This window comes from Psychrobacter sp. SHUES1, from assembly GCF_001652315.1.
In the GTDB taxonomy this organism is placed as follows: Bacteria; Pseudomonadota; Gammaproteobacteria; order Pseudomonadales; family Moraxellaceae; genus Psychrobacter; species Psychrobacter faecalis.
This window is the reverse complement of record NZ_LXWA01000102.1, coordinates 1-5412: the sequence shown is the minus strand read 5'-3', so window position 1 is coordinate 5412 and position 5412 is coordinate 1. Positions and strand designations below refer to the sequence as shown.

8 protein-coding genes are annotated in these 5412 nt (G+C 38.6%); 6 read left to right on the top strand and 2 right to left on the bottom strand.

Features of this window, described 5'->3' with window-relative positions:
• A partial coding sequence (locus A7325_RS13610; protein WP_156508555.1) for a transposase occupies positions 1–204 on the top strand: 204 nt, incomplete at its 5' end.
• A 103-nt stretch (positions 205–307) separates the two neighbouring features.
• Here the strand turns inward: A7325_RS13610 and A7325_RS14320 are convergent.
• The gene (locus A7325_RS14320) at positions 308–535 is read right to left on the bottom strand and encodes a TdeIII family type II restriction endonuclease (RefSeq protein WP_082894407.1); all 228 of its coding nucleotides are present in this window, start codon (positions 533–535) and stop codon (positions 308–310) included.
• 223 nt (positions 536–758) lie between these two features.
• Here A7325_RS14320 and A7325_RS12470 point away from each other — a divergent pair, with 223 nt between their 5' ends.
• A complete protein-coding gene (locus tag A7325_RS12470; RefSeq protein ID WP_011512340.1) occupies positions 759–1922 on the top strand; it encodes a zinc-dependent alcohol dehydrogenase in 1164 nt (387 codons plus the stop codon).
• Positions 1923–2589: 667 nt separating this feature from the next.
• Here the strand turns inward: A7325_RS12470 and A7325_RS12460 are convergent.
• A complete protein-coding gene (locus A7325_RS12460; protein WP_068408619.1) occupies positions 2590–2955 on the bottom strand; it encodes a MerR family transcriptional regulator in 366 nt (121 codons plus the stop codon).
• 86 nt (positions 2956–3041) lie between these two features.
• Here A7325_RS12460 and A7325_RS12455 point away from each other — a divergent pair, with 86 nt between their 5' ends.
• From A7325_RS12455 to A7325_RS12440, 4 genes are all read left to right on the top strand, one after another.
• Positions 3042–3920 (top strand): alpha/beta fold hydrolase, encoded by an 879-nt coding sequence (locus A7325_RS12455; RefSeq protein ID WP_068408617.1) that lies wholly within the window; start codon positions 3042–3044, stop codon positions 3918–3920.
• The gene (locus A7325_RS12450) at positions 3895–4290 is read left to right on the top strand and encodes a hypothetical protein (RefSeq protein ID WP_068408614.1); all 396 of its coding nucleotides are present in this window, start codon (positions 3895–3897) and stop codon (positions 4288–4290) included. The genes A7325_RS12455 and A7325_RS12450 overlap by 26 nt, the downstream gene beginning before the upstream one ends.
• A 74-nt stretch (positions 4291–4364) precedes the next feature.
• Positions 4365–4889: a PaaI family thioesterase gene (locus A7325_RS12445; protein ID WP_068408612.1), complete on the top strand. Its 525-nt coding sequence runs from the start codon at positions 4365–4367 to the stop codon at positions 4887–4889.
• Positions 4890–5151: 262 nt separating this feature from the next.
• Positions 5152–5337, top strand: a complete 186-nt coding sequence (locus tag A7325_RS12440; RefSeq protein WP_068408610.1) for a hypothetical protein — start codon at positions 5152–5154, stop codon at positions 5335–5337.
• Positions 5338–5412: the final 75 nt, after the last annotated feature.

Below are 5412 nucleotides of genomic sequence, written 5' to 3'. Positions count from 1 at the left end.
GTCATACCCGTTAAGTCGAACTCTAAAAATAGCAACAATGACACACTAGACTGGTATTTGTATCGTTGCCGTCACTTGGTAGAAAACGCTTTTGCTAGGTTGAAACATTTTAGGGGCATTGCCACGCGATATGATAAGCTCAAAGATAGCTATGCAGCAGCGGTAATGCTTGCTTGTGTCTTTATTTGGTTGCCACTCATTTGAATTCTATACACACCCTAGTTTTTTAATGAGATTATGAAGCTTTCATTGTAGACAAGCAGAGTGACGGATTCATTTACTGATTTAATATAACTAAGCTGTTGATTCAAAAATGATCTGTATTTAAAGCCTTCTCGATATCTTCTTTAGACTCAGCACCGACCTCTCTAAAAATATCAACCATATCATTGAGTGAAAATTGACTACCTGACACAAGCTGCCATAACTCGTCACCTACTAACAGATCTTGGCGGTCATAAAAGTTGCCCCAACGCTTATAATTATTATCCGTTCTCGACTCAGGGTTATAAGGAATGGCGATGTAGGTTTGAATTTTATTAGTGTCCTAAATTAGTTGACCACTACAATTTTTTACTTACAACACGCAACCTTTTTAACACACGTTGATTATAAATCTTGTTTTTCAAGGTGCTAATATAATTGAGTAATACTTAACTTAGATAACATAAACCACTGATTCTAATAGCTTTTATCTTTTATTATCACAGATTATTGGTTTATCGAGATTTTGCAATCTTTACTTAATTGGAGAAATTATGCGTGCTTTAACTTACCACGGTGCTAAAGATGTGCGAGTGGACAATGTCCCAGAGCCTAAACTGCAAGAAAAAGATGATGTTATTTTACGTGTGACTGCGACTGCAATTTGTGGCTCAGATTTACACTTATATCGTGGCAAAATGCCTGCAACCGAGGAAGGCGATATCTTCGGTCATGAGTTTATGGGTGTGGTTGAAGAAGTAGGCTCTGAAGTCACTGCTGTTAAAAAAGGCGATAGAGTTGTTATTCCTTTTGTTATTGCATGTGGTAACTGCTTTTTCTGTCAGCATGACCTAATGTCCGCTTGTGAGACGACAAATACAGGCCCAGGCGCTGCTATTAATAAAAAAATAATTCCGCCACCGGCTGCTTTATTTGGTTTTAGCCATTTATATGGTGGGATTCCTGGTGGACAAGCAGAATTTGTACGGGTTCCTAAAGGTAATTTTAATCCGTTCAAAGTAAATGGCTCACTGTCAGATGAGAAGGTTTTATTTTTATCAGATATTTTACCAACTGCTTGGCAGGCCGTGACTAATGCCAATATTACTAAAGGTTCAACCGTAGCTATTTATGGTGCGGGTCCTGTGGGGTTGTTATCAGCAGCTTGTGCCAAAATGTTAGGCGCTGAGCAGATCTTCGTGGTAGATCATAATGACTACCGTTTGCAGTATGCCAAAGATACGTACGGGGCTATTCCGGTTAATTTCGATAAGGTAGATGCTGCTGAATTCATCATTGAACAGACCAAAGGGCATCGCGGCGTTGACAGCGTTATTGATGCGATTGGCTTTGAAGCCAAAGGCAGTATGCTAGAAACAATAATGACCAATTTGAAAATTGAAGGGTCAAGTGGTGCAGCTTTACGTCAATGTATTGCAGCTGTGCGTCGTGGCGGGGTCGTTAGTGTTCCTGGTGTGTATGCAGGACCCATTCATGGTTTCTTATTTGGTGACGCTTTTGATAAAGGGCTTACTTTCAAAATGGGCCAAACCCATGTACACAAGTATTTACCACAATTATTAGAGTATATTGAAAATGGTGATTTATCACCTGAAGCTATTATTACTCACCGTATGAATTTGTCTGACGCTGCTAAAGGTTATGAAATTTTCGAAAAGCGTGAAGAAGAATGTCGTAAAGTCATTTTAACTCCTTGATTTTTCAAATTTACCCTTAACTTTTAACATTTAAAGGTTAGGTCATAGCTGCTTTAACGAGATTATCTTAAATAATGGTTATCGCTAAAGCAGCTAGTAAAAAGATCTTTGACTTGCTTTTCTCTGCACACGGCAAAAAAATCACCCCCCAACCGATTTTCATGGGTTTAAGGATTAAAAAACCAACTAACTGTCTTAGATGGTCTTAAAGCTTAGAAGTGTAAAGCACAATAAATTTTCTTATATTTATCAGGATCATCTTTATTAGTTACAAACCCTTTGCTAACCAACTTTACCGAGTTAAATGTTTCACCTTCATCATTAGTTATCATAACAATCAAGTTTTGATCCTCAAAACTTTAGAGTTCTTTAATCAGCTCTTTAATTGTCTTAGTTCTATCTTCCCATTGCACTATAATCTATTGTAAGTATGCCTATGACAAACCAATTTCACTGGTGCGGTTCCCTAGTGAGGACTTGAATCTAAGGCTATAGGCTAATAGTATCAACGTTTTAACTGGTTGAAACAGTCACAGTGTACTTCATGGTGTACTTATCATACATATTCTAATCATGATCGGTGCGCTAGTGAGGACTTGAAGAGACCATCCCAGATTCTGTGTAACTGACGTTTAGATTAAATGCTTACACAAAATTTAGGAAGGTCTCAAAGCGCCAACTTATCCTTATATTCACACATACCTTTTAATGCATTATCGATTAACGTTTTCATCTTAGACAGTTCTGAAATTTTAATTTCTAGCTGTTTGTTTTTCTCTAGAAGCTTTTCACCCATTTGTGATTGGGTCAGGTTGTTTGAATACAGTAGCTCTGTTAGCTCTCTAATCTCTTTTAGGGTGAAACCGAGCTCCTTCGCCATAACAATCATATTAAGCTGTTCCACAATCTTGTTATCGTAATCTCTATAACCATTAGACTTTCTAGATGGTTTCGAAATCAATCCTTCCCTTTCGTAAAAACGAATCGTATCTCTGCTTAGTCCGACTGTTTCAGTTAATTCTTTTATATTCATTATCGAGCACCCTCAATTAACGCTTGACTGTGGAGTAATGTCCATAGTTTATAGTAGGCGTTAATTAACAACAAGTAGGTTTTTTTATGGATATAAATATACTGACGGACGACAACGTCGAGCTGCGTGCAACCCTCTATAAAGCGAATAACCCTAAGGCCGTTGTTCTGATAAATCCAGGAACCGCTACCCACACTTCTTATTATTTGCCGTTTGCTAAATACTTAAGAGAGCATGGTTTTCATGTCATTCTTTGGAACTATAGAGGGTTTTGCGATTCTAAAACAAGTCATCTAAAGGAGTGTCATTATCAGTATTCTGATATCGGACGGTACGACATTCCAGCTGCCATCGATACAGCTAAGCGCCTGTTCAATGACTTACCCTTGTATTGCGTAGGGCATAGCGCTGGAGGTCAACAAGTTGGCCTTGCTCATAACGCCGATCAATTAGATGCTCTAATTGCAGTGGCTGTATCGGCAGGATATTTTAGCTATATGCCGCTTCGCTATCGTCTTAAAGCCAATTTCTTTTTCCGTTTTTTAGCACCGCTTAGTAATAAAGTCTTTAATTATGTGCCGGCTAAAAGCTTCAAACTCATGGAAGATTTGCCAGCTGGTTTTACAGAGGAATGGGGTGCTTGGTGCCGAGAAAAAGAGCTGTTTTTCTCAGATAAATTCTATGGGAAAACCATTCCCCTTGGTACTTACAAAAATTTTAATGTGCCAACTTTCGTCTTCACTGCCGATGATGATGAAATCTGTACTGAACGCAACCTGCATAATTTTTGGAAAAATGTGACCAGCGATCGACCTATCACTTTTAAACGCTATAGCATTGGCAGGAGCTCAGACCAATCAGTTGGACATTTTGGCTACTTTAGAAGTAAAAACACTCATATTTGGCAAGATATTTTAGAGACGATCAACAAGGTACATCATGATAAACCGTTACAATCACTATAAAACCCTGATTTTCATTGTATTACTTAATGTGTTTTCGAGCATTTTACACTATGTTCATAATGTGATTCATTTCGATCACTATCCTGAGCCTGATTGGTTATCTCCTCAGCTTGTAGATGCCTTCTGGTTCGTCATGACACCAATTGGTATCTATGGCCTGATTGTGGCTGTCAAAAGCCAGATGACCAAAGGACGTTGGTGGCTTTATTTGTATGCCTTAATGGGGTTGTTGTCGTTACTGCACTACAACATAGAGACTGATAATATCATGACTGTTACCATGCACAGTCTTATCTGGTTTCAAGCAATTTGTGCCTTTTGGTTAATCGCCTATGTAACGATGTACTTTAAAAATAAAAGTGGGCATTAAGATTACTAATTGGTGAAACTTTAGCCTTTATAAAAATAGCCTAACCTCTTATTTATCGTTTTAAGGAATTGAAAATGAATGTCGAAGAAACAATAGCAACATGGGAAGCAGAAGAAGCACGTATTAGAGAAAAGCTAGGTGACGCTGATGTTATTCCATTATCAGACTTAACCACTCGCAGTGGTATGGATATTTTTAATGCTATGTTTGCAGGAGAGCTGCCTCATCCTCCTATTGGTCTGACACTTGACTACACTCCTATCCATATGGAAAAAGGTATTGCCGTTTTTCAAGGGCGGCCAAAGCGTCATCATTACAACCCATTGGGTACAGTCCACGGCGGCTGGTTCTGCACGCTTTTAGATTCCGCTGTTGGCTGCGCTGTCCATACCCTTTTGCCAGCAGGAAAAACCTATACAACGTTAGAGATAAAAGTAAATATGGTGCGAGCTTTGACAGTGGCAACACCTTTAGTACGGGCTGAAGGCAAAGTCATTCATGCTGGTCGGAGAACAGCGACTGCTGAAGGCAAAATTGTAGGGCCTGATGGCAAATTATATGCCCATGCCACCACAACCTGCATCATTCTTGATGTTTAGATAAAATTTTTGATCGTTAATAGCTTTTAAACCAAAGAAAAATGCTAAGAATATAATGGATATTATATGGGTATACCACAAGAGAACCAATGAAATCGAATCCTTCTATCCAACGTTATTTGAGATAACGCCCGTTACATTTTTCAGCATAAATCCCTTAACCATAGCGATTAACTGTATGTCATTATTCATTTTGAAATCAAACTCTTATTCTAATTAACAATCAGTCTGCAGAAAAACTGACGCATTTTAGGATTTTATTATGAAAAAACTACCAACATTGAAGAAATCTCTTGTAATGGCACTCAGTGTCGCAAGCTTTAGCATGGCCTCTGTTTCAGCCAGTCAAGCAGCCACTGCTATGAATGAGGTAACGGCAGCATCACAGAGTAAGATCAGTCTAGTGAGCTATGCTGAAGAAACCGTACAACTAAACTTGGTAAACTAAGCGTATTCACAGGAGTTTACCATGACCAAGAAAATCAGAACTTACAGCACAGAATTTAAAGCAGAAGCCGTTAAG